The following is a 22,774-nucleotide window of genomic DNA, read 5'->3' as shown; positions in this document are numbered from 1 at the left end:
AAGTTCTTCCGCCGGTACCGCGCGATGCCCCTGCGCTCACGGCTCGCGCTCCTGGTGACGTGCGCGGTGGCGCTTGCGGTGGCGGCCGTCGCGGTGTCGTGCTGGCTCCTGACCCGCACGCAGCTGCGCGACCAGATGGACGACTCGCTGCGCAGCCTCAAGGTCGGTGGCCCCTACCTCGCGGAGACGGCGGCCACCTGTCGCGACCGGGGCACCTCGCCCAACTCCGGGACGGCGCCCGGCACCACGACGGTCTTCGTGCAGGTCGTCCAGGCGGACGGCACGCGCTGCGTGGGACGCGGCTCCACCCCCGTCGTGCCGGAGGGCGCCGATCTGCAGGTGGCCCAGGGCGTGCGCGAACAGGCCCTGCACGACGGCAAGACCGACGACGGCCAGTCGGTGCGCGTCCTGACGCAGGTGGACAGGGACAGCGGCTTCACGGTGTCCCTCTCCCGCCCCCTCTCCGAGATCGACACCCCCCTGAACAAGCTCGCCCTGCTGCTCGCCGCGGTCGCCGGAGTCGGCGTGATCGGCGCGGGCGCCGCGGGCCTGTGGGTGGCCCGCACCGGTCTGCGGCCGGTCGACGAGCTCACCGGGGCCGTCGAGCACGTGGCCCGCACCGAGGACCTCGACCTGCGCATCCCCGTCGAGGGCGACGACGAGATCGCCCGCCTCTCGCGGTCCTTCAACTCGATGACCGCCTCCCTCGCCTCCTCACGCGACCTGCAGCAGCAGCTCATCGCCGACGCGGGGCACGAACTGCGCACCCCCCTCACCTCGCTGCGTACGAACATCGAGCTGCTGGCCCGCAGCGAGGACACCGGCCGGGCCATCCCGCCCGACGACCGCAAGGCCCTGCTTGCCTCGGTTACGGCGCAGATGACCGAACTGGCGGCGCTGATCGGCGACTTGCAGGAGCTGTCGCGCACGGACAGCGGCCAGTCCGCGAAGGTGCAGGTCATCGCCCTGCACGAGGTCGTGGAGACCGCCCTGGAGCGGGCGCGGCTGCGCGGGCCCGAGCTGACGTTCGCCGCGGACCTCTCCCCCTGGTACGTCCGCGCGGAGCCCGCGGCCCTGGAGCGGGCCATCGTGAACATCCTGGACAACGCGGTGAAGTTCGGGCCGTCGGGCTCCACCGTCGAGGTGGCCCTGAAGGGCGGCGCGCTGACCGTCCGCGATCACGGCCCCGGCATCCCCACCGACGAACTCCCGCACGTCTTCGACCGGTTCTGGCGCTCCCCGTCGGCCCGCAGCCTGCCGGGATCGGGCCTCGGCCTGTCCATCGTGGCCCGCACCGTGCACCAGTCGGGCGGCCAGGTGGCGCTCAGGCCCGCGCGGGACGGCGGGACGGTGGCCACGGTCAGCCTGCCGGGCGCCGCGACCCCGCCCCCCGCCGCGTAGAGCGCTGCCCCCGCCAGGCAAGCGCTACTTGCCGATCCCCAGCCCCGTACCGCTCAGCCGCACCCGGATGCCTTCCTTTTGCACGCTCACGTCCTGCAGCCACACGTTCCCCTTGCCCGGCAGCTTCGGCAGCTGGAAGGCGAGGGTGAGGCGGTCGGCGAGCACCGGCCGGGTGAGCTGGGACAGGCCCTTCAGGAGCGCCGGGTCCAGGCCCAGCTTCTTCAGGAGCTCGGGGTGGCCCATGGCGACGTCGATGAGGTTCAGGCCCATCACGTCGTTCACGAAGCGCGGCGAGCCGACGAGTTCGTTCAGCTTGGTGTCGCTCTTCAGGGCGCCGCTGACCACGGAGTCCGGGACATCGAGCCGCTGGACGATCGACGGGACGGAGAGCAGCGCCTTCGCCTTGGCGGTCTCCTTGGCGATGCGGTCCGTGGAGGCCTTGCTGAGGTGCAGACCCTCGGACTCGCGGGTTCCGGGCCGGTAGGTCGCCAGGTCGCCGATCTGCAGGCTCATCCTGCCGATGTCGGTGGAGATGCCGCGGTCGCCGTTGCGCTGGATGCGGGCGTCGGCGCGCAGCTTCAGGTCGTGCCCGGCGACGGGCAGGGTGCCGCGCGCGAGCACCTGGTCGCTGCCGCGGCCGGTGAACGTGACCTGGGAGGCGCCCAGTTCGCGGTTCAGGTCGTCGAAGGAGAGCAGCACCTCGCCCTTCATCTCGTTGATGAGGGCGCCCTTGATGTCGGTGGGCCCGTCGCCGGTGATCTTGACGTCGGTGGCGGTGGCGGAGACCTCGGCGAGCGAGATCCGGTCGGCGGCGACGTCCGGGACGGTGACCTTGACCTTGTCCACGCGCTTGTCGAGGACCTGGGTCAGGAAGGGGAAGCCCTCGATCTCGACCTCGGGCGCGGCGCTCAGGTGCATGGACTCCTTGAGCTTGTCCGCGGCCTCGTGCTCGGCGTAGAGCAGGGCCCAGCGGTCGCCGAGCGCGAGGAAGGCGGCGAGTACGACCAGGGCGACGACGGCCTTCCCGGCGAGCGGGAGTCCGGCGAACCGGTTGCGGCGGCGGCTGCCGCGGCGGTGGTTCGGGGGCTGCCAGGGAGCGTCCGGCTTGCCGGTTTCGTCCTCGTCGTCCGTCTCGCGGAGGAAGTCCTCCAGCGGATTCGGTCCGGCGAGGGCGCCGAGCTCGTCGTACGGATTGAGCGGAGCGGTGGTCTCTACCGCGTCTGGAGCTGCTTCTGGGGGAACCGATGCGGCGTGCCAACCATCAGACGGATTAGCCTGGTTGTGATCGGGCGGAAGCGTGGCTATGCGGTGGGGGGAACGCATCAGCTGATTTCACCATACGTTCACACCCCACCCCAAGCCTTACGCCCAGTAACCGCCGATTTAGGCCACCTTCTGAGCGCGACTGTTAACGCGTCATTCACTTCACGATGGTGATCCTGTCCGCCTTGGGCGGCGCGATCGGCTTGTCCGCCGAGGAGTTGGCGGTCAGGTAGTCGTTGAACGCCTTCAGGTCGTCGCTGCCGACCAGCGGCTTCGTGCCCTTGCCGAGCTCGGCGAAGCCGTCGCCGCCGCCCGCGAGGAAGGAGTTCATCGCCACACGGTAGGTGGTGGCCGGATCGATCGCCTTGCCGCCCAGCTTGATCGAGTCGGTGACCACGCGGTCGGCGCCGGACTTCGTCATGTCGAGCGTGTACGTCAGGCCGTCCGAGATCTGCAGGATCTTGGGGGATGCCTCGTTCGACCCGCTCACCTGCTGCTTCAGGCCGGTGATCAGCTGCGCGCCGGTCAGGTCGACGAGATTGACCGTGTTGCTGAACGGCTGCACGGTGAAGCCCTCGCCGTAGGTCACCACCCCGTCACCCTCGCTGCCGCTCGCCTTGTGGACGAGGTCGGAGCGGATGCCGCCGGGGTTCATCAGCGCCAGATCCGTCTCGGGGTCGAGCGACTTGCCGTGCGCGAGCTGCGCGTCCGCGATCAGGTCGCCGAGCGGCGCCTCGGGAGTGGTGGCGCCGCGGCCCGGGATGTCGGCGGAGATGAAGCCCACGGGCTTGTTGGCGACCGGCGCGGCCAGCTTGTCCCAGCGGGAGATGAGCGAGGTCATGTCCGGGGCCTTGGCCTGCTCGCGGCTGACCACGTGGTTCGCGGACTTCACGGACGTACGGACGATGTCCTTGGTCTTGCGGTCGTACGTGAGCGTCGTGTCCGTGTAGAGCTTCCCGAACGACGAGGCGGACGTCACCATGCGGGGCTTGCCCGACGGGTCGGGGATGGTGCAGACGTACGCGGAGTGCGTGTGCCCGGTGACCATGGCGTCGACCTTGGGCGTGATGCCCTTGGCGATGGTGGTGATCGGGCCGGAGATGCCGTCGCCCGCGCCCGGGGAGTCGCAGTCGTAGTTGTACGCCTGGCTCGCGGGCGAGCCGCCCTCGTGGATGAGCGTGACGATCGACTTCACGCCCTGCTTGTCGAGGATCTTGGCGTACTTGTTGACCGTCTCGATCTCGTCGTGGAACTTGAGCCCCTTGACGCCGTCGGCGGAGACGATGTCGGGGGTGCCCTCCAGGGTCACGCCGATGAAGCCGACCTTCACGCCCTTGTGCTTCCACACCCAGTACGGCTTCAGGATGGGCTTGGCCGTCTTCTCGTCGGTCACGTTGGCCGCGAGGTAGGGGTAGTCCGCCCCCTTGAACTTCTTGCCCTTCTCGAAGCAGCCGTCCTTGGGGTGGCAGCCGCCGTTCTGCATGCGGGCCAGCTCCTTGGCCCCCTCGTCGAACTCGTGGTTCCCGACGCTGGTGACGTCGAGGTCGAGCTTGTTCATAGCCTCGATCGTCGGCTCGTCGTGGAAGAGGCCCGACAGGAGCGGGCTGGCGCCTATGAGGTCACCGGCCGCGGCGGTCACGCTGTACGGATTTCCCTTGCGGGCCGTACGAAGAGACGTGGCGAGGTACTCGGCGCCGCCCGCGTCGATCTTCTTCTCGGTCCCGTCGGGCTGCTTCTGCGTCACCTGGCCCGACGATCCGGCCGGCGGCTGCAGATTGCCGTGGAAGTCGTTGAAGGACAGCAGCTGCACGTCGACGGTGCGCTTCTTGCCGTCCGCGCCCGCGTGATCCTGCCCGGCGCTCGCGGGCAGCGCGGCGGCCAGCGCACCGAGCGTGGCGAGACCGGCCGCGGCGGCGAGCACACGGGTGGCGCGGCGTCTTGGCCGCCGAGGCTGAGGTGTGGCTGACACGTGTCCCCCTGGGAGGGTGAGAGAAGACTGAGGGTGTGAAACTCCGTGCGCAGCCTAAAGTCAACGCGCGTAGCGCGACAGGGGGTTACGGGTTACGAGGTGGTTGCGGGCGTCGGCTCTGTCCAGCGGCGCGAACCAGCGCACCGATACGGACGACGTCTCCCTCGGCGAAGGCACTCTGAGTCCCGGCGCGTTGCGCTCCAGCTCTCCGCGATCGGGCGCGATACCTGGTCTGCCCACCGGGACCCACAGCGTCCAGCCATCGGCGACAGCTACGGATCCACCCGGCTCCTGATGCCGCGCTACGGCCGGGCTATGATCCGGCCGAGCTCTCCGCGAGCTGCGAGTATGCGGCCTCAGCCATGCGGCCAGCCGCTGTGTCGGCCGGCGCATGCGCAAGAAACTCCTCGGTCGGCCCAGTGAAGGTGATCGCCCCCTGATCGAGCACTGTGACATGGTCAGCCTCTTCGGCAAGGTCGGTCACGTCGTGCGTTGACATCAGTACCTGTACGCCGGCATCGGTGACGTGCTGCAAAAGCTCTCGAAACACCCGGCGTTGACGCGGGTCCATGCCTGCCGTCGGCTCATCCAAGAGCAGCACGCGCGCGTCGTGAACGAGGGCCGAGGCAACCCCAACTCGGCGAAGCTGGCCTCCGGAGAGGCGCTTCACCTTGGTGTCGGTTTGTGGGACGAGCCCGACCCGGCTGAGCGCATCGGCCGCCTGTTCCCAGGCGTCGGCCTTGGTCATCCCCTTGAGCCAACCCGTATAGGCGACCTGCTCACGGGCAGTCAGGCCGGACATGGCTGTGATGTGCTGCGGCATCCACGCCACGGCCTGCCGGTAGCCCTTGGTGCCCGCTACGAGGCCGTCGAAGGTGACGGTGCCCACGCGCGGGCGACTGACTGATGCGGCCAGGCGCAATGCCGTCGACTTTCCGGCTCCGTTGGGCCCCAGCAGGATCGTCAGCCCTTGCGGAAGGTGGTACGTGAAGTCCTCCAGTACGGGGGGCAGCCACCGGCGGTAGGTGAAGGTGCACGAGGACAGTTCCAGGGTCGTACGGCTCATGCGGCATTCCTCGAAGTGCGGATCAGTACGGCGAGTCCGACGGCAACGGCCAGCGCGCCGGCGACTAGCGAGGACGAGGAGTCGACAGGGTGACCGACGACTGTCCAGGCATAAGGCTCCCGCGAGGGCGAGAACCCGAAGAAGACGACCAGGGCCAGCCAGGCCGGGGCCGCCATGACTGCGGCCTGCCCGGCCGAGGGGCGCAGGCACAGAACCAATCCGCTCAGGAACGCGGCGTCCCGCCCCACCCCCGACGCTCCTGCCGGGCCCGAGTCGGCCCATCTGGACACAACGAGACCGATGCCTGCGGTCGTTGCGAGGACAGCGACGACCAGTGCACTGTCTAGCACCCATACCGGACGCACTGCGACATCTTCGGCCTCCGCGAGCCGACTGTCCAGGCACCAGGCCAGAGCAGCAACCACGGGCACGGGGGTGAAAAGCATGAGGGGCACGGACACGGACGCGGATGCGGGGAGAGAAAGCACGGGCACCGCAGCGCCGCCCTGGAACGCGAGTACCAGCAGCGTGGAGGCCACAAGTGCGCCGCAGAGGACCACTGCGCGACGGGCTTTGAGCCACCAGAGCGCTCCGGAGGCCAGGGATGTGCCCTCTGTCACCGCGGCCCTCCACAGGCGGCACGCAGCGTGTGCCGATACCAGCCGCCCTGGCGGCTCTCGGGGAGCCGAGTGCCTTCCTTGAACTCTTGTTCTGCCCGTTCCTGCAATGCGGCCTCTTCAGGATCACCAGCACTGAAATCCCGCAGGAGCGCCCGGTATTCATGATCCGTGCCAGTGACCTTCGTCGCCCAGAGCGAGGCGGCCACCACACGCGTCCTGTTCGGGCGGCGGCAAGGGGGCGTGACGGCTTCCACGGTGAGCTGGTATCGCAGATCACCGCTGCGGACCGCAGAGCTGAGGGGCGGGCGCCAGACATGCGCGGTGGCGCGCTCACTCCCTTCCATGCGGCCTTCGGTGACACTGTCACTGACCAGTCGGGGGGCGAGCTTGACGCCTGCCGCACGGAAGTCCTCGAGGATCCGATCAGTCTCAGTCCGTGCAGGGCCGAGAGTGTCCTTGAACAGCGTCGGCACGCAAACCTGGGGCGCCTTGCCGACACAGGTCATGGGAGCCTGATCGGTCAAGAGCGGCGGATTGGCACCCCAACTGCTCGTCATCGCCCACGCGGTGCCGGTTCCGGCGACAGCGACCACCAGGGCGAGGCCAACCCGCAGTGCGGTACGCGACAGACGGGCCCAGCCGAGGGCGATGGCGCAAGCAAGACTGCCGGTGAAGAGCACATGCGGCAACAGCGCCCCGTAAGACGTGGCCTCGCCGAACATGAAGTCATTGAAGTAGCCGCCGGAGACGTGTCGCGGCCAGGTGGTGTCAAAGGTCACGGTGTACGAGACGGCCGCCCAGACCACGACAGCCATTACGGGAGCAGCAAGTGCCTTCGGCGCATGCGCACCGACCGCGTATCCGATCACCGCGTGCCCCACGCACATCACGAGGGCGAGCCACAGGGGTCGCAGGCTGGTCTCGGTCGGCCATACCCGGTAGTCCGCGAGCGCCAGAACGACGGGCGTGATCAACATGAGCCATCCGAGAGCGACGACCGGCCACAGCATTTCCGCGGCCACTCGGTACCGCGACCGAGCTGGAGCCAATTGCAGCCCCCCACCCTCCTTCAGCCGTCCGCTCTCCCATGCAGAGAGGGCAGACACAATGGCGTAGGCAATGGCGTAGGAGTAATACAGGGGCGCGGAGACGATCGTGGGGGCATAACCGAAGTCGGGTGACTCCGGCCTGCTGGCGCCAGTGAGGTAATAGAGGACAGGTACGCCCAAGGCGAGCGGTGCGGCCCACAGGGCGCTGCTGGATCGCAGCCGAGTACGGAATCGCACGCTTTTCTCCGTGCTTGTGTGTGCAAAAGTGGAGCTGGAGCGGGGAGTCGAGGGCACCGGGCGGGGGCCCGAGCCCCCGCCCGAGATCAGGTCTATCCGTGGCTGTTCCTAGTCCATACATGGACCTCGTAGACACTTACCTTGTTGGCACCGCGGAGTTTTCCTATCTCAAAGTAGTACTTCCCCCTGGGCAGCCCGTGCCAGGCACCACGACTGACATTGTTCGGATAGCGGGCCGTGGCACACTTCTTGAACGTCTTCTCGCCGTAACTGGGGTCCGGCGCCATGGACTTGTGCCGGCGCATCTTGACCCCCACACTCTTCAGGCCGTTCGGGTCACACCCGGTGAAGGTGACTCTGTTATAGCCATCGTCCTTCCAACGGCGGGATTCCTGACCGGACACGAAATCGAAGATGGTCCCGCTCCAGTTCGCGTGGGCGGGCGGGCTCGCCACCATCGCGAAGGCAGCGGCACCTGCTGATACCGCTGCCATTTTGGACATGAGACGTTCCGTGAGCACAGCGCTCCCCCCAGAGACATGTTTTGGTCGGATGAAACCAGGGCGGAGCGCATCGCGATGTAGGCCTCCCCCCGTGGTCTACGCGCATCACTCTATGTCATGCTCCGATCACTGATTAAGAAAGATTGGGCGCACAGGAGAACAACCACCTCGCCGGCACCCAGAGGCTGCCCCCGTACGAGGACAACCGTGTGTACGCCTTCCTGCCCATTACCTTCTGAGTAGAGCCCTAACTGGGCTTGTGGCCTCCGTGATCTGCTCCTGGATCGGCCGCCGCCGTACCCTCGACTCCATGACTGACGAGCAGCAGCCTCCCGCCAACCTGCGGCAGATCGACACCGTCGCCGCCCTCACCTCCGACCAGGCCGACGCCGTGCTCGGACTCATCGCGGAAGCGGCCCGCACGGACGGCCAGCAGGCCGTGTCCGAGCAGGGGCGGCTGCAGCTGCGGGGAGGTGCGCGGACCGGGGTGCGGCATCTGCTGCTCGGCGTCGGCGACGAGCTCGTCGGGTACGCGCAGCTGGAGGACACCGACCCCATCGAGGCCCCCGCCGCCGAACTCGTCGTGCACCCCGCACACCGCGGCCGCGGCCACGGCAGGGCCCTTGGCACCGCGCTGCTCGCCGAGTCGGGGCGGCGGCTGCGGATCTGGGCGCACGGCGGACACTCGGCGGCCAGGCACCTGGCGCAGGTGCTCGGGCTCACCCTCTTCCGTGAACTGCGGCAGATGCGGCGCTCGTTGGGCGACCTGGACCTGCCCGCCCCCGCCCTTCCCGACGGCGTCTCGGTACGCGCCTTCGTTCCCGGCCAGGACGACGCGGCCTGGCTGGCGGTGAACGCGGACGCCTTCGCCCACCACCCCGAGCAGGGCTCCCTCACCCAGCGCGACCTGGACGACCGCAAGGCCGAGCCGTGGTTCGACCCGGAGGGCTTCTTCCTCGCGGAGAAGGACGGCGACCTGGTCGGCTTCCACTGGACCAAGGTGCACGCGGACGAGGGCCTCGGCGAGGTGTACGTCCTCGGGGTGCGCTCCGGCGCGCAGGGCGGCGGCCTCGGCAAGGCGCTGACCACGATCGGCCTCAACCATCTGGCGGGGGCGGGCCTGCCGACGGCGATGCTGTACGTGGACGCGGACAACAAGGCGGCGGTGAGCGTCTACGAACGGCTCGGGTTCGTCACGCACGAGACGGACCTGATGTACCGCACGGAGTCCTGAGCCTCCCGCTTACGACACGTACGAGACGCGTACGACATGAAGGGCGCGGTGTTCCCCGGGGGAACACCGCGCCCTTCATGCGTCCGGCCGCGCCGGGCTCTCGGACCCCTTGACGGAACGGGCCCCCTTGCACCACCCTTTCACTACTCAATTAGTGAAAGGGTGGTGCAAGGGCATGGTCGAGTTCCGTATCGACCGGCGCAGCGGCGTCGCCACCTATCTCCAGATCGTCCAGCAGACCCAACAGGCCCTGCGTCTGGGCCTGTTGGAACCGGGGGACAAGCTGCCCACGGCCCGTGAGGTCGTCGAGGCGACGGCCATCAACCCGAACACGGTCCTGAAGGCGTACCGCGAACTGGAACGCGAGGGTCTGGTCGAGGCCCGTCGCGGGCTCGGCACCTTCGTGCGGAAGTCGCTGGGCTCCGCGCCCACCGACTCCCCGCTGCGCGGCGAGCTGAGCCAGTGGGCCGCCCGCGCCCGCGCTTCCGGTCTGGAGAGGGACGACGTCGCGGCGCTGTTCAGCGCCGTACTCGAAGAGCAGTTCACGCAGTCAGAGCACACCGAGCACGCAGAGAACACAGAGCAGTCGAAGCAGCACGTGACCGAGGGGGACCCCGCATGACCGACACCGCCATCGAGGCGGCCGCGCTTGCCAAGAGTTACGGGCGGCGGGGCCATGCCCTGCGCGACTGCTCCTTCCGGCTGCCCGCCGGACGGATCTGCGCGGTAGTGGGACCCAACGGCGCGGGCAAATCGACGCTGCTCGCCCTCGCGGCCGGGCTGATGCGGCCCTCCGAGGGCACGCTCTCCGTCCTCGGCACCGACCCGGCCACCGCGCGCGAGCACGTCGCGTACGTCGCCCAGGACAAGCCGCTCTACCCGCAGCTCAGCATCGCCGACACGCTGCGGCTCGGCGCCGAGCTGAACTACGGGCGCTGGGACACCGAGATCGCCGAACGTGTCGTACGCGAAGGGGATTTGGACCCGAAGCTGCGCGTGCGCACGCTCTCCGGCGGTCAACGCACCCGCGTCGCGCTCGCCCTCGCGCTCGGCAAACGGGCCCAACTCCTGCTCCTGGACGAGCCGATGGCCGACCTCGACCCGCTCGCCCGGCACCAGCTGATGGGGACGCTGATGGCCGAGGCGGCCGAGCACGGCACCACCGTGGTGATGTCCTCGCACATCGTCGCCGAACTGGCCGACGCCTGCGACCACTTGCTGCTCGTGTCCGGCGGCCGGGTGCGGCTCGGCGGCGGCATCGACGACCTCGTCGGCGCGCACGCCCTGGTCACCGGGCGCCGGCCCGCCGAGGACCTCGCCCCGCACACCGTCGTCGAATCCCGCGCCACCGGGCGCGGCCTGACCGCGCTGATACGGCCCGAAGGCCCGGTCGGCGAAGGCTGGGAGATCGAAGAGCCCTCCCTGGAGGAACTGTTGCTGGCCCATCTGCGCTCCCCCGAGGCGCCCGCACTCCTGACGCCGGGCACGACCGCGACCGAACCGGCGGTGACCACGTGACCGCGTCGACGACGGCGCCCGCAGCCCGGACTCAGGGCCGCCCCACCGCCCTCACCCTGCCCGGCCCGTACCGCGCCGTACTGCGCCAGCACCGCACCGCCCTGTGGATCACGCTCGGTCTGATGGTGCTCGCCATCGCGTTCCTGGTCACCAACCAGCTGGTGATCTCCCACGAGGCGGATGCCTTCAGGGCGACCGGCTGCACCATCGGGGTGGACATCACCCCCGACTGCTACACCACGGTCCGCGAATACCTCGACTCGGACTCCTCGTTCCGCCGGTACATCGACTACTCGGGCGTGGCCATCCTCGCCCTGCCCTGCCTGATCGGCCTGTTCGTCGCCGGCCCGATGATCGGGCGGGACATGGAGACCGGCACGTACAAGCTGGCCTGGACGCAGTCCGTCTCCCCGGTGCGCTGGCTCACCGTCCGGTTCGCCCTGTGCGCCACCGTCGTGGTCGGCTGCGGCACGCTGCTCGCCGCGGGACAGCGCCTGGCCTGGCGGGCGGGGCCGGACCTGAACGGTCCGCAGACTTCCTGGTTCGAGCGCGCGATCTACGGGTCCGTGGGCCCGGTGGCTGTCGCGTACGCCCTCCTCGGCCTCGCCGTGGGCACGCTCGCAGCGGTGGTGCTGCGGCGCACGCTGCCCGCGATGGCCGCCGCGCTGGCCGTCACCGCGGGCGCGGTCATCGCGCTGCCGCTGCTCCGGGGCCGCCTGTGGGCGACGGAGACGGTCACCTCGTCGGGCGAGTACGCGCAGGGCCCTCCCGGCAACGGCTTCGGCGTGGAGCAGGGCATGCTCACCGCCGACGGCCAACGGCTGCCGCAGTCCGTGTGCTCGAACTATGCGGGCCAGTTCAGGCAGTGCCTCGACAAGCACCAAGTCACCGGCTGGTACAACGATTTCCACCCCTCGTCCCACTTCTGGCCCCTCCAGTTCGTGGAGACGGGCATCGTCCTCGCGCTCGCCGCGGCGGCGACCTACGCGGCATTCCGGGTGCTGCGGCGCCGGACCGCCTGATTCCACCGGCCCCCGGACGTGTGTAGACGCCCGGGGGCCTCCGGCACATGTCCCGCACGTCATGTCGCCGTAACCAGTGATTCAGACTGGCTTGCGACCCTCACTCAATGCAGCCCGCCGTGCCCGACCCTCCCCCCATGAACGGGAAGCTCGTTCTCACCCCGGCACTCTCCGACGCGCCCATCGGGGTCCCCGCGCGGAACAATGGGGCCATGAGCCAGCCCAGCGCGCAAGGTCAGGTCCAGCACCCCCAGCCCTCCGTCGGCTCCATCGCCGCACACCGCCCGCACACCCTGTCGGCCGCGGTCTCCGACCTCGACCCCGACATCGACGCCGATCTCGACGCGTACGACGAGGACGGCCAGGTAGGACACGACGGCCAGGAGCTTCCGCAGGGCCGCTTCCTGGACCGGGAGCGCAGCTGGCTCGCCTTCAACGAACGCGTCCTGGAGCTCGCCGAGGACCCGAACACGCCACTACTCGAACGGGCTAATTTCCTGGCGATCTTCGCCTCGAACCTGGACGAGTTCTTCATGGTCCGCGTGGCAGGCCTCAAGCGCCGCATCGCGACCGGCGTCGCCACCCGTTCGGCCTCAGGTCTGCAGCCCCGCGAGGTCCTGGAGCTGATCTGGAACCGCTCCCGCGAACTCATGGCCCGGCACGCCGCCTGCTACCAGGAGGACGTCGCCTCCGGCCTCGCCGACGAGGGCATCCACCTGGTCCGCTGGAACGAGCTGACGGAGAAGGAGCAGTCCCGCCTCTTCACGCTCTTCCGGCAGCAGATCTTCCCCGTCCTGACCCCCCTCGCGGTCGACCCGGCGCACCCTTTCCCGTACATCTCGGGGCTCTCGCTCAACCTCGCCGTGGTCGTGCGCAACCCGGTGTCGGGACACACACACTTCGCACGCGTGAAGGTCCCGCCGCTCCTCTCCCGCTTCCTCGAGGCCTCCCCCCAGCGGTACGTCCCCATCGAGGACGTCATCGCCGCTCCCGCGCACCTCGCGGAGCTGTTCCCGGGCATGGAGATCCAGGAGCACCACATGTTCCGGCTCACCCGGAACGAGGACCTGGAGGTGGAGGAGGACGACGCCGAGAATCTGCTCCAGGCCCTGGAGAAGGAGCTCATGCGGCGCCGCTTCGGGCCCCCGGTGCGCCTCGAGGTCGAGGAGTCCATCGACCGGAACGTCCTCGACCTCCTCGTGCGCGAGCTGAAGATAAGCGAGGCCGAGGTCTATCCGCTGCCCGGTCCGCTCGACCTGACCGGGCTCTTCGGCATCGCGGCCCTCGACCGGCCCGAGCTGAAGTACCCGAAGTTCATCGCGGGCACGCACCGCGACCTCGCCGAGGTGGAGTCGGCGTCCGCCCCGGACATCTTCGCCGCCCTTCGCGAACGCGACGTACTTCTGCACCACCCGTACGACTCCTTCTCCACGTCCGTGCAGGCCTTCCTGGAGCAGGCGGCCGCCGACCCGGACGTCCTGGCGATCAAGCAGACGCTGTACCGGACCTCGGGCGACTCCCCGATAGTCGACGCGTTGATCGACGCCGCCGAGTCGGGCAAGCAGGTGCTCGTCCTCGTCGAGATCAAGGCGCGCTTCGACGAGCAGGCGAACATCAAGTGGGCGCGGAAGCTGGAGGAGGCGGGCTGCCATGTCGTCTACGGCCTGGTCGGCCTGAAGACGCACTGCAAGCTGTCCCTCGTCGTCCGCCAGGAGGGCGAGACGCTGGTCCGCTACTCGCACGTGGGCACCGGCAACTACCACCCCAAGACGGCCCGTCTCTACGAGGACCTGGGGCTGCTCACCGCCAAGCAGGAGGTGGGCGCCGACCTGTCCGACCTCTTCAACCGGCTCTCGGGCTACTCGCGCCGCGAGACCTACCGCCGTCTGCTCGTGGCTCCCAAGTCCCTGCGCGACGGGCTGATCTCACGCATCGACAAGGAGATCCAGCACCACCGCGCGGGCCGCCCGGCGTACGTACGCATCAAGGTCAACTCGATGGTCGACGAGGCCGTCGTGGACGCGCTCTACCGCGCCTCGCAGGCGGGCGTGCCGGTGGACGTGTGGGTGCGCGGCATCTGTGCGGTGCGGCCCGGCGTGGCGGGGCTCTCGGAGACGATCCGGGTCCGTTCCGTGCTCGGCCGCTTCCTGGAGCACTCCCGCGTCTTCGCCTTCGGCAACGCGGGCGAGCCCGAGGTGTGGATCGGCAGCGCCGACATGATGCACCGCAATCTCGACCGGCGCATCGAGGCGCTGGTCAGGGTCACCGACCCGGCACACCGGGCGGCGCTGAGCCGGCTCCTGGAGACCGGCATGTCGGACACCACCGCCTCCTGGCACCTGGGCGCGGACGGCAACTGGACCCGGCACGCCCTTGATCCGGAGGGCCAGCCCCTGCGGAACGTACAGGAGATGCTCATTGACGCCCGGAGGCGCCGGCGTGGCACAGCTAAACCATGAGACGACGACAGGCGATGTCCTGTCGGCCTATCTGCAGGGCCAGGCCACGGAGTTCCTGCGCTCGCTGCGGCTGCACCGCGAGTCGACGACGGACGCGCAGGGCGCCGAGGAGTCCCTGGAGGCCGCCCGCGCCCTGCGCCGCGCGGCGCGCCGCATCGGCGGCACGCTGCACACGTTCCGCCCGCTCCTGGACCAGGAGTGGGCGGCCGGGCTGCGCCCCGAACTGGCATGGCTCTCCGGCACCTTGGCGAGGGAACACGCGTACGCGACCCGCCTGGAACGCCTCTTGGACGCCCTGCACCGCCTCTCCGGAGCACCGACGGTTCCGGCGCCCAAGGAGCCCGTTCCCGCTGGGGGCAGGCGTTCCGCAGGGCGATGGGGGTCGCCGCAGCCCTCGCCTCAGGGTGCCGATGAACAAGGCAGTACGCCCAGGGGCCTCACAGTAGGCGCGGCCAAGGCGGCAGCACTGCTGGAACGGCAGCTCACCCTCGCCCGTACGCGGGCCCACTCAGCAGCCCTCCAAGCCTTCGGCTCCTCCCGCTTCCACGCCGTGGCGGACAACGTCGCCGTACTGGCCAGCGAAGTCCCCCTGATCCACGCCGTGGAGGACCTGAAGCCGCTGGCGGCCAAGGCCGAGGAGAACCTCGCCGAAGCCGTCACCGCACTCCCCCTGGGCCAGGCGGGCCACCCGTACAACGCGGAAGCGCTGACGCACGGCCTCGCCGCGGGTGAGGCCCCCGAGGCCCAGGACGCCCCCTGGCTCAAGACCCGCGCCCTCCTGCGCCTGCACAGGTACGCCCAGGAAGTCCTCACCGGAGGCCCCGGCGCCCCCGGCACGGACCTCCGCCTCGCGGACGCGGGCCACGCCCTGGACCGCCACCGCGAGGCCGCGGACGCCGCCTCGGCCGCGGCATCGGCCGCCCGCACCCCCCGCATCGCCCCGGCGACGGCGTACGCCTTGGGCGTCCTGCACGCCGACCAGCGCCACGAGGTGGAGGCGGCACGCTTCGACTTCCACCAGGCCTGGCTCCGCGAGGCGGGAACAGCGGCAGAGACGGAGGCGGTGAGCACCCGGTGACGCGCGCCGAAGGCGACGTCGTGCTGGCCGCGGGCTGCGTCCTGTGGCGCCGCTCCCCGCTCGACGGCCGCCTGGAGATATGCCTGGTCCACCGGCCGAAGTACGACGACTGGTCGCACCCCAAGGGCAAGCTGAAGCGGGCCGAGGACTCCCTCGCGGGCGCCCTGCGCGAGGTCGAGGAGGAGACCGGCCACCGCTGCGTCCCCGGCGCCCGCCTCCCCACGGTCCGCTACCTGGCCCAGGGCCGCCCGAAAGAGGTCGCCTACTGGGCGGCGGAGGTGGCCGACGGCCACTTCACCCCCAACGACGAGGTCGACCGCATCCTCTGGCTCTCGCCGACCGCGGCCCGCAACCGCCTCACGCAGCCCCGCGACCAGCACCTTGTCGACGCCCTGCTCGGCGTGCTCAACCCGGCGTAACTGATCCGCTACGTTCCGTAGTGCGTTGCCTAACCAGGCCGACCGCCGAGGTTCACCCTCCGTTCACTCATGCCCTTTGGCCACTTCACCTGCCCTGCCTAATTTCAGCCTTACAACACAACGTAAGACCGCAGAACCGCAGTACCGCAGGACCGAAGAACTCGCACGACGAAGACCTCGCACGCCGCCAGCAACGGGCCGGCGGCTCCCGGAAGGAAATCCCGAAAGTGAAGCTTCAGCGCAAGAACCGGCTCCGCGCCCTCTCCCTCGGCGCCCTCGCCGTCTCCGGCGCCCTGGCCCTCACGGCGTGCGGCTCCGACGACACGAGCGGCGGCAGCGGCGGCACCGGCAAGGAGACCAACGCCAACGCCAACATCAAGTGCGACGACGCCAAGGGCCAGCTCGCCGCCTCCGGTTCGTCCGCGCAGAAGAACGCGATCGACGCCTGGCGCAAGGTCTACTCGACCACCTGCAAGGACGTTCAGCTCAACTACAACCCGACGGGTTCGGGCGCCGGCATCACCGCGTTCATGCAGGGCCAGACCGCCTTCGCGGGCTCCGACTCGGCGCTCAAGCCCGAGGAGATCGCGGCGTCGAAGAAGGTCTGCAAGAACAGCCAGGCCATCGACCTGCCGATGGTCGGCGGCCCGATCGCCGTCGGTTACAACGTGCCCGGTGTGGACGACCTCGTCCTGGACGCCGAGACCCTCGCCAAGATCTTCGACGGCAAGATCAAGACCTGGGACGACAAGGCGATCGAGAAGCTGAACCCCGACGCCAAGCTCCCCAGCACCAAGATCCAGGCGTTCCACCGCTCGGACGAGTCCGGCACCACGGACAACTTCACCAAGTACCTCAAGGGCGCGGCCCCGTCCGCCTGGGCGCACGAGCCGGGCAAGTCCTGGGAGGCCAAGGGCGGCCAGTCCGCCAACGGCTCCTCCGGTGTCGCGGGCCAGGTCAAGCAGACCGCCGGCGCCATCTCGTACTTCGAGCTCTCGTACGCCTCCGACGGCATCAACACCGTCGACCTGAAGACCGAGGCCAAGGAGCCGGTGAAGGCCACCGTCGACAACGCCTCCAAGGCCATCTCCGAGGCCAAGGTCGTCGGCAAGGGCAACGACCTCGCCCTGGAGCTGAACTACAAGCCCGCCGCCGAGGGCGCCTACCCGATCACCCTGGTGACGTACGAGGTCCTCTGCGAGAAGGGCAACAAGGCCGAGACCCTGGCCGCGACCAAGTCCTTCCTGACCTACATCGCCAGCGAGGACGGCCAGAACGTCCTCAAGGAGAACGACTACGCGCCGATCCCGGCCGAGATCATCGCCAAGGTCCGCACGACCGTCGCGGGCCTGAGCTAGCTGAACCGAGTGCGGCCGGCCCCGTGAGTCAGGGCCGGCCGCACCGTCCGGTGCACCGCCGCCAGGAGCAACCGCCGCCGACAGAGCGGTGATTGGCTCCGCAGACCGGAGAATCCCATGGATATACCAAGCAGTACGACAGCACCCCCACCCCTCGACGACGTACGGCCCTCGGGCATCACGCCCAAGCGTCCGCGCCGCAGCGCGACCCGCCCCGGCGACCGGATCTTCCTCGGTCTCTCGCGCGGCTCCGGCATCGCGCTGCTCGTGATCATGGCCGCCATCGCGGCCTTCCTGACCTACCGCGCGGCCATCGCCCTCTCGGACAACACGGGCAACTTCCTCACCACCTTCGAGTGGGACCCGGCCGGTGGCACCACCGGCGGCAAGCCGTACTTCGGCATCGCGGTCCTGGTCTTCGGCACCGTGGTGAGCTCGATCATCGCCCTGGTGATCGCCGTCCCCGTGGCCATCGGCATCGCGCTCTTCATCTCGCACTACGCGCCGCGCAAGCTGGCCACCCCCATCGCCTTCGTGATCGACCTGCTGGCCGCCGTGCCGTCGATCGTCTACGGCCTGTGGGGCGCCCTCGTGGTCGCACCCAACCTGACCGGCCTCTACAGCTGGCTCGACGACTACTTCGGCTGGACCGGGATCTTCGAGTACCAGGGCGGCGCCCCGCGCTCCCTGATGACGGTGGGCATCCTGCTCGCCATCATGATCCTGCCGATCATCACGAACGTCAGCCGCGAGGTATTCCTGCAGGTCCCGAAGATGCACGAGGAGGCCGCGCTCGCGCTCGGCGCCACGCGCTGGGAGACCATCCGCATGTCGGTGCTCCCCTTCGCCCGCTCGGGCGTCATCTCCGCATCGATGCTGGGCCTGGGCCGCGCGCTCGGCGAGACGATCGCCGTCGCCACCGTGCTCTCCCCGAGCTTCGTGATCAACGCCTCCGTGCTCGACTTCGGCGGCGGCACCTTCGCGCAGAACATCGCCAGCAAGTTCAACGAGGCGACCGAGTACGGCCGTGACGCGCTCATCGCCTCCGGTCTGGTCCTCTTCGTCATCACGCTGCTGGTCAACGGCGCGGCCCGCCTGATCATCGCGCGCCGCAAGGAGTACTCGGGGGCCAACGCATGAGCGCCACCATCGTCAAGCCCACGAGCCTTCAGGGCGCCCGCCTCCCGCGCTGGACACCGGCCGTCGTCGCGCTCGGCTCCGCCGCTGTCGCCATCGGCATCGGTGCGGGGGCCGGCCTGGACAGCCGTATCCAGTGGGGCCTGATCGCGGCCATCCTCTACGTCGGCGCCTCGTACGCCCTCGCGGTCGCCGTCGAGGGCGGACGCCAGGCCAAGGACCGCCTCGCCACCTCGATGGTGTGGGTGATGTTCCTGCTGGCGGTCGTCCCGCTGGCCTCGCTGATCTACGAGACCGTCCAGCGCGGCTCGAACGTCTTCAACGGCTACTTCCTGACCCACTCCATGGGCGTGGTCGCGGACGACGAGCCCGGCGGCGGCATCTACCACGCGATCATCGGCACCCTGGAGCAGGTGCTCCTGGCCTCCCTGATCGCCGTGCCGATCGGCCTGCTCACCGCGATCTACCTCGTGGAGTACGGGCGCGGGAAGCTCTCCAAGGTCGTCACGTTCTTCGTGGACGTCATGACGGGCATCCCGTCGATCGTCGCGGGTCTGTTCGTCCTCAGCTTCTGGATCCTGATCCTGGGCTTCGACTTCTCCGGCTGGGCCGGCGCCATGGCGCTCGCCATCCTGATGATGCCGGTGGTCGTGCGCTCCACGGAGGAGATGCTCAAGCTCGTCCCGAACGAGCTGCGGGAGGCGTCACTCGCCCTCGGCATCCCGAAGTGGAGGACCATCCTCAAGGTGGTCCTGCCCACCGCGATCGGCGGCATCACGACCGGCGTCATGCTCGCGGTCGCCCGTATCGCGGGCGAGACCGCACCGGTCCTGCTCCTGGTCTGGGTCAACCCCATGATCAACACGAACCCGTTCGAGGGCTCGCAGGCCTCGCTGCCGCTGTACATCTACCAGCAGTACGCGGCCGGCAACCAGGCAGGTTACGACCGCGCCTGGGCGGCGGCGCTCGCCCTCATCGGCTTCATCATGATCCTCAACCTGGCGGCCCGCGGCGTAGCCCGCTGGAAGGCCCCCAAGACGGGCCGCTGACGCGGCCACATCAGCGACCTCTCTGTAACCCCCTTAAGGCAGTGATCCCCATGGCCAAGCGAATCGACGTATCGGGCCTTACCGCTTACTACAGCGCCCACAAGGCCATCGAGGACATCTCGATGACCGTGGAGCCCCGCTCCGTGACGGCCTTCATCGGCCCCTCCGGCTGCGGCAAGTCCACCTTCCTGCGCACCCTCAACCGCATGCACGAGGTCACCACCGGTGGCCGCGTCGAGGGCAAGGTGCTCCTGGACGACGAGGACCTCTACGGTCCCGGTGTCGACCCGGTCGCCGTGCGCCGCACCATCGGCATGGTGTTCCAGCGCCCCAACCCCTTCCCCACGATGTCGATCTTCGACAACGTGGCGGCGGGCCTGCGGCTCAACGGCTCGTACAAGAAGAGCGAGCTGAACGCCATCGTCGAGAAGTCCCTCAAGGGCGCCAACCTCTGGAACGAGGTCAAGGACCGCCTGAACAAGCCCGGCTCCGGCCTCTCCGGCGGTCAGCAGCAGCGTCTGTGCATCGCGCGGGCGATCGCGGTCGAGCCCCAGGTCCTGCTCATGGACGAGCCCTGCTCGGCCCTGGACCCGATCTCGACCCTCGCCATCGAGGACCTGATCGGCGAGCTGAAGGAGCGCTTCACGATCGTCATCGTGACGCACAACATGCAGCAGGCGGCGCGCGTCTCGGACCGTACGGCCTTCTTCAACCTCGCGGCGGTCGGCCAGCCCGGCAAGCTCGTCGAGATCGACGACACGGAGCGGATCTTCTCCAACCCCTCCGTGCAGGCCACCGAGGACTACATCTCGGGCCGCTTCGGCTGAGCCACACCCCTCGGGTGTCCCGACTCCTTGCGGTGCTGCATGGCGGTGCCACCGCAGGGGCAACAAAGAAAGGCCCGCCCCCTGGCTCCCGGGGGGCGGGCCTTTCCGTTGTGCGTTCGATGCCGCCGGTAATGCGTTTCGTCTCTCGTCTCCCTACAGGAAGGCGAGATTCACGATCCAGAAACTGACGGCCGCGACGATGGCTGCGGCCGGCATCGTGATGAACCAGCCGAGAATGATGTTCTTGGCGACGCCCCAGCGCACGGCGTTCACACGCTTGGTGGCACCCACACCCATGATCGCGGAAGTGATCACGTGCGTGGTGGAGATCGGCGCGTGGAACATGAAAGCGGTGGTGAACATGATGCCCGCGCCGGTGGTCTCGGCGGCGAATCCCTGTGGCGGGTCCAGCTCGATGATCTTGCGGCCGAGCGTACGCATGATGCGCCAGCCACCCGCGTACGTACCGGCGGAGAGCATCAGCGCACAGGCGATCTTGACCCAGATCGGAATGGGCGCGTCGGCGTCCTGCACATCGGAGATGACCAGGGCCATCACCACGATGCCCATCGTCTTCTGCGCGTCCTGCAGACCGTGTCCGAGCGCCATTCCGGCCGCGGAGACCGTCTGCGCGATGCGGAATCCGCGCTTGGCCTTGTGCGGGTTGGACTTCCGGAACATCCACATGATCGCGCACATCACCAGATATCCGGCGACGAGACCGACAAGGGGCGAGATGAACATCGGGATGACGACCTTGTCCAGTACGCCGGACCAGATCACCCCGATTCCACCGGCGAGCGCGGCTCCGACCATTCCACCGAAAAGGGCGTGGGAGGAGGAGGAAGGAAGCCCGAAGTACCAGGTGATGAGGTTCCAGACAATGGCGCCCACCAGGGCGGCAAAGAGGATCCACATTCCCTTGTTGCCCTCGGGCGTCTCGATCAGGCCCTTGCTGACCGTCTTGGCGACCCCGCTGCCCATGAAGGCGCCTGCGAGGTTCATGACGGCGGCCATCGCGAGCGCCGCGCGGGGCGTCAGCGCACGGGTGGAGACGGAAGTGGCAATGGCATTCGCAGAGTCGTGAAAGCCATTCGTATACGTAAATCCGAGCGCGACGCCAATGGTCACGATCAAAGCAAAGGTGTCCATGGAGAGGCCTCAGGACTCCTTGACCGCGATGGTCTCCACCGTGTTCGCGACGTGCTCGAACGCGTCGGCCGCCTCTTCAAGCACGTCGACGATCTGCTTCAGCTTCAGCACCTCTATGGCGTCGTACTTGCCGTTGAAGAGCTGGGCGAGAAGCTTCCGGTGAATCTGGTCGGCCTGGTTCTCCAGACGGTTGACCTCGATCCAGTACTCGGTGAGGTTGTCCATCGTCCGCAGATTCGGCATGGCCTCGGCCGTGAGCTCTGCGGCTCGCGACAGGACCTCGATCTGCTGCTCGACTCCCTTGGGGAGTTCCTCGACCTGGTAAAGAACGACCAGGTCGACGGCCTCCTCCATGAAGTCCATGATGTCGTCCAGGCACGACGCCAGGTTGTAGATGTCCTCGCGGTCGAAGGGCGTGATGAAGGAGGAGTTCAGCTGGTGGAAGATCGCGTGTGTCGCGTCGTCTCCAGCGTGCTCCGCGGCCCGCATACGCTCTGCGATCTCGACTCGGGCGGAGGCGTCAGCCCCGAGCAGTTCCATCAGGAGCTTCGAGCCCGTGACAATGTTGTCCGCGGAAGCGGCGAACATGTCGTAGAAGCTCGTCTCCCTGGGGGTCAGACGAAAGCGCACGTGGGGTCCTCGGGGTGCTTTGGATTCGGTCAGGCTGATGCTAGGCGCATCATCCGGCCACGGCTAACCGGCCAGACCCCAGTGTCGCCCATCAGGCACAGTGATCAGCACGCCCCCCGAGCAATCGAGTATTCTATACCCACTAGGGGTATAGGAAGCCAGTTGAGCCAGTGGCTTTCCTATGACTGCCCAGCAGAGTGACTGTCCAAGCAGGAGGACGCGATGACGACCACCGATGCGGCCGGTGTGGCCATGAACACCGAGGCGCCCTCCGAGCCCGGCGGCCACGACCAGGGCGTCCACGGCTACCACAAGCAGAAGGACGAGCACCTCAAGCGCCTGCGGCGCATCGAGGGGCAGGTCCGCGGCCTGCAGCGGATGGTCGAGGAAGACGTCTACTGCATCGACATACTCACCCAGGTCTCGGCGGGCACGAAGGCCCTGCAGTCCTTCGCCCTCCAGCTCCTGGAGGAACACCTGCGGCACTGCGTGGCGGACGCGGCGGTCAAGGGCGGCGACGAGATCGACGCGAAGGTCGAAGAGGCGACGAAGGCGATCGCCCGCATGATGCGAACGTAAGGCTCCCGCCGGGGGCACCAGTCCCCGAGCCCGCCGCTGCGCGACGGATCATCCCCGCCCGATTGCCCCGGGGTGCCGGGTGGGTGGGAGACCTCCGCCGCGAAGCGGCGGTCTTGTTGCCGCGAAGCGGCAGGCAGAGCCGTTCGGCACCCACAACGCCGCGCCGCGAAGGCGGGCAGGCCCCCGCCGGAAGGCGAAGGCGGG

21 protein-coding genes are annotated in these 22,774 nt (G+C 68.8%); 13 read left to right on the top strand and 8 right to left on the bottom strand.

Features of this window, described 5'->3' with window-relative positions; translation table 11 throughout:
* The first annotated feature begins 24 nt into the window (after positions 1 to 24).
* Positions 25 to 1,401, top strand: a complete 1,377-nt coding sequence (locus ACIGXX_RS09970; RefSeq protein ID WP_351168614.1) for a HAMP domain-containing sensor histidine kinase — start codon at positions 25 to 27, stop codon at positions 1,399 to 1,401.
* 24 nt (positions 1,402 to 1,425) lie between these two features.
* Here the strand turns inward: ACIGXX_RS09970 and ACIGXX_RS09965 are convergent, their stop codons facing one another.
* The 6 genes from ACIGXX_RS09965 to ACIGXX_RS09940 all read right to left on the bottom strand — a co-directional run bounded on the left by ACIGXX_RS09965 (position 1,426) and on the right by ACIGXX_RS09940 (position 8,108).
* Positions 1,426 to 2,724: a DUF2993 domain-containing protein gene (locus tag ACIGXX_RS09965; RefSeq protein ID WP_351168383.1), complete on the bottom strand. Its 1,299-nt coding sequence runs from the start codon at positions 2,722 to 2,724 to the stop codon at positions 1,426 to 1,428.
* A 97-nt stretch (positions 2,725 to 2,821) separates the two neighbouring features.
* Positions 2,822 to 4,633: a bifunctional metallophosphatase/5'-nucleotidase gene (locus tag ACIGXX_RS09960; protein ID WP_399974477.1), complete on the bottom strand. Its 1,812-nt coding sequence runs from the start codon at positions 4,631 to 4,633 to the stop codon at positions 2,822 to 2,824.
* Between the two features lie 313 nt (positions 4,634 to 4,946).
* On the bottom strand, positions 4,947 to 5,699 hold the full coding sequence (locus tag ACIGXX_RS09955; RefSeq protein ID WP_351168379.1) for an ATP-binding cassette domain-containing protein: 753 nt from the start codon (positions 5,697 to 5,699) through the stop codon (positions 4,947 to 4,949).
* Entirely contained in the window at positions 5,696 to 5,947 is a 252-nt protein-coding gene (locus ACIGXX_RS09950; RefSeq protein WP_351168377.1) for a hypothetical protein, read from the bottom strand. Before ACIGXX_RS09950 ends, ACIGXX_RS09955 begins: the two co-directional genes overlap by 4 nt.
* Positions 5,948 to 6,315: 368 nt before the next feature.
* Positions 6,316 to 7,605, bottom strand: a complete 1,290-nt coding sequence (locus ACIGXX_RS09945; protein WP_383819002.1) for a hypothetical protein — start codon at positions 7,603 to 7,605, stop codon at positions 6,316 to 6,318.
* A gap of 92 nt (positions 7,606 to 7,697) precedes the next feature.
* On the bottom strand, positions 7,698 to 8,108 hold the full coding sequence (locus ACIGXX_RS09940; RefSeq protein WP_399974472.1) for a hypothetical protein: 411 nt from the start codon (positions 8,106 to 8,108) through the stop codon (positions 7,698 to 7,700).
* A gap of 310 nt (positions 8,109 to 8,418) precedes the next feature.
* Here ACIGXX_RS09940 and mshD point away from each other — a divergent pair, with 310 nt between their 5' ends.
* The 11 genes from mshD to pstB all read left to right on the top strand — a co-directional run bounded on the left by mshD (position 8,419) and on the right by pstB (position 20,209).
* Complete coding sequence (mshD, locus tag ACIGXX_RS09935) at positions 8,419 to 9,342, top strand: mycothiol synthase (protein WP_351168371.1); 924 nt, start codon at positions 8,419 to 8,421, stop codon at positions 9,340 to 9,342.
* A 175-nt stretch (positions 9,343 to 9,517) separates the two neighbouring features.
* A complete protein-coding gene (locus tag ACIGXX_RS09930) occupies positions 9,518 to 9,964 on the top strand; it encodes a GntR family transcriptional regulator (protein WP_351168369.1) in 447 nt (148 codons plus the stop codon).
* Entirely contained in the window at positions 9,961 to 10,860 is a 900-nt protein-coding gene (locus tag ACIGXX_RS09925) for an ABC transporter ATP-binding protein (protein WP_351168367.1), read from the top strand. Before ACIGXX_RS09930 ends, ACIGXX_RS09925 begins: the two co-directional genes overlap by 4 nt.
* Positions 10,857 to 11,882, top strand: a complete 1,026-nt coding sequence (locus ACIGXX_RS09920) for a hypothetical protein (protein ID WP_351168365.1) — start codon at positions 10,857 to 10,859, stop codon at positions 11,880 to 11,882. Before ACIGXX_RS09925 ends, ACIGXX_RS09920 begins: the two co-directional genes overlap by 4 nt.
* Positions 11,883 to 11,989: 107 nt before the next feature.
* Positions 11,990 to 14,341: an RNA degradosome polyphosphate kinase gene (locus ACIGXX_RS09915; protein ID WP_383818995.1), complete on the top strand. Its 2,352-nt coding sequence runs from the start codon at positions 11,990 to 11,992 to the stop codon at positions 14,339 to 14,341.
* A complete protein-coding gene (locus ACIGXX_RS09910) occupies positions 14,322 to 15,419 on the top strand; it encodes a CHAD domain-containing protein (RefSeq protein WP_361473279.1) in 1,098 nt (365 codons plus the stop codon). The genes ACIGXX_RS09915 and ACIGXX_RS09910 overlap by 20 nt, the downstream gene beginning before the upstream one ends.
* Positions 15,416 to 15,838, top strand: coding sequence for an NUDIX hydrolase (locus tag ACIGXX_RS09905; protein ID WP_399974465.1), 423 nt, complete (start codon positions 15,416 to 15,418; stop codon positions 15,836 to 15,838). Before ACIGXX_RS09910 ends, ACIGXX_RS09905 begins: the two co-directional genes overlap by 4 nt.
* 227 nt (positions 15,839 to 16,065) lie before the next feature.
* Positions 16,066 to 17,196 carry a phosphate ABC transporter substrate-binding protein PstS gene (pstS, locus tag ACIGXX_RS09900; RefSeq protein WP_351168357.1) on the top strand — a complete coding sequence of 377 codons (1,131 nt, stop codon included), beginning with the start codon at positions 16,066 to 16,068 and terminating at the stop codon, positions 17,194 to 17,196.
* 117 nt (positions 17,197 to 17,313) lie between these two features.
* Positions 17,314 to 18,336, top strand: a complete 1,023-nt coding sequence (gene pstC, locus ACIGXX_RS09895) for a phosphate ABC transporter permease subunit PstC (RefSeq protein WP_361473284.1) — start codon at positions 17,314 to 17,316, stop codon at positions 18,334 to 18,336.
* Complete coding sequence (gene pstA / locus ACIGXX_RS09890; RefSeq protein ID WP_351168354.1) at positions 18,333 to 19,382, top strand: phosphate ABC transporter permease PstA; 1,050 nt, start codon at positions 18,333 to 18,335, stop codon at positions 19,380 to 19,382. The genes pstC and pstA overlap by 4 nt, the downstream gene beginning before the upstream one ends.
* A 50-nt stretch (positions 19,383 to 19,432) precedes the next feature.
* Positions 19,433 to 20,209, top strand: coding sequence for a phosphate ABC transporter ATP-binding protein PstB (pstB, locus tag ACIGXX_RS09885; protein WP_351168352.1), 777 nt, complete (start codon positions 19,433 to 19,435; stop codon positions 20,207 to 20,209).
* A 153-nt stretch (positions 20,210 to 20,362) separates the two neighbouring features.
* Here the strand turns inward: pstB and ACIGXX_RS09880 are convergent, their stop codons facing one another.
* Positions 20,363 to 21,361, bottom strand: a complete 999-nt coding sequence (locus ACIGXX_RS09880) for an inorganic phosphate transporter (protein WP_351168350.1) — start codon at positions 21,359 to 21,361, stop codon at positions 20,363 to 20,365.
* A gap of 9 nt (positions 21,362 to 21,370) precedes the next feature.
* The gene (locus ACIGXX_RS09875) at positions 21,371 to 21,991 is read right to left on the bottom strand and encodes a DUF47 family protein (RefSeq protein WP_351168348.1); all 621 of its coding nucleotides are present in this window, start codon (positions 21,989 to 21,991) and stop codon (positions 21,371 to 21,373) included.
* Between the two features lie 222 nt (positions 21,992 to 22,213).
* On the opposite strand from ACIGXX_RS09875, the gene ACIGXX_RS09870 reads away from it, so the two are divergent.
* A complete protein-coding gene (locus tag ACIGXX_RS09870; protein ID WP_351168346.1) occupies positions 22,214 to 22,570 on the top strand; it encodes a metal-sensitive transcriptional regulator in 357 nt (118 codons plus the stop codon).
* The last annotated feature ends 204 nt before the right edge of the window (positions 22,571 to 22,774 follow it).

The organism is Streptomyces sp. NPDC055243, assembly GCF_044544025.1.
In the GTDB taxonomy this organism is placed as follows: domain Bacteria; phylum Actinomycetota; class Actinomycetes; order Streptomycetales; family Streptomycetaceae; genus Streptomyces.
The sequence above is the reverse complement of the archived record's forward strand: the minus strand, read 5'-3'. Positions and strand labels throughout refer to the sequence as shown.

Excerpts from the sequence above, each read along its gene's own strand:
- mshD (WP_351168371.1), top strand. The coding sequence starts at position 8,419 with ATGACTGACGAGCAGCAGCCTCCCGCCAACCTGCGGCAGATCGACACC.
- ACIGXX_RS09970 (WP_351168614.1), top strand. The coding sequence starts at position 25 with ATGCCCCTGCGCTCACGGCTCGCGCTCCTGGTGACGTGCGCGGTGGCG.
- ACIGXX_RS09870 (WP_351168346.1), top strand. The coding sequence starts at position 22,214 with ATGACGACCACCGATGCGGCCGGTGTGGCCATGAACACCGAGGCGCCC.
- pstC (WP_361473284.1), top strand. The coding sequence starts at position 17,314 with ATGGATATACCAAGCAGTACGACAGCACCCCCACCCCTCGACGACGTA.
- pstB (WP_351168352.1), top strand. The coding sequence starts at position 19,433 with ATGGCCAAGCGAATCGACGTATCGGGCCTTACCGCTTACTACAGCGCC.
- ACIGXX_RS09955 (WP_351168379.1), bottom strand. The coding sequence starts at position 5,699 with ATGAGCCGTACGACCCTGGAACTGTCCTCGTGCACCTTCACCTACCGC.
- ACIGXX_RS09930 (WP_351168369.1), top strand. The coding sequence starts at position 9,518 with ATGGTCGAGTTCCGTATCGACCGGCGCAGCGGCGTCGCCACCTATCTC.
- ACIGXX_RS09915 (WP_383818995.1), top strand. The coding sequence starts at position 11,990 with ATGCAGCCCGCCGTGCCCGACCCTCCCCCCATGAACGGGAAGCTCGTT.
- ACIGXX_RS09880 (WP_351168350.1), bottom strand. The coding sequence starts at position 21,361 with ATGGACACCTTTGCTTTGATCGTGACCATTGGCGTCGCGCTCGGATTT.
- ACIGXX_RS09925 (WP_351168367.1), top strand. The coding sequence starts at position 9,961 with ATGACCGACACCGCCATCGAGGCGGCCGCGCTTGCCAAGAGTTACGGG.
- ACIGXX_RS09965 (WP_351168383.1), bottom strand. The coding sequence starts at position 2,724 with ATGCGTTCCCCCCACCGCATAGCCACGCTTCCGCCCGATCACAACCAG.
- ACIGXX_RS09940 (WP_399974472.1), bottom strand. The coding sequence starts at position 8,108 with ATGTCCAAAATGGCAGCGGTATCAGCAGGTGCCGCTGCCTTCGCGATG.
- pstA (WP_351168354.1), top strand. The coding sequence starts at position 18,333 with ATGAGCGCCACCATCGTCAAGCCCACGAGCCTTCAGGGCGCCCGCCTC.